The organism is Streptomyces sp. P9(2023) (assembly GCF_032436795.1).
Lineage (GTDB): Bacteria > Actinomycetota > Actinomycetes > Streptomycetales > Streptomycetaceae > Streptomyces.
In genome coordinates this window covers 1-238 of the sequence record NZ_JAUPWM010000820.1, presented here as the reverse complement: position 1 = coordinate 238, position 238 = coordinate 1, and the positions used below count along the sequence as shown (strand labels likewise).

Sequence of the window (238 nt, the reverse complement as noted above, 5' to 3'; positions counted from 1 at the left end):
GTCGTTGACATTGAACTCGTGAATGCCCGCCAGGTGCAGCACCAGAGGGAAGCGCTCGTGGTGAACGTGCAGGAAGGTTTCCGAACCGCTGATTTCGGCCACGTCCACACGAACGTCCAGCGCCAGATCGTTGGCCGAGCGCCGCTCCAGGGTAATGTGCGACGCGCGCACGCCAAAGTCGTAGTCGCCGGCGGGCAGCCGTTGCAGGTCTGGGTCGCAGGGAAAGTGCAGGGATTGA

1 pseudogene is annotated in these 238 nt (G+C 63.0%); it reads right to left on the bottom strand.

The features are described from left to right. A pseudogene (locus Q5762_RS39570) lies at positions 1 to 238 on the bottom strand (hypothetical protein); the annotation flags it as partial.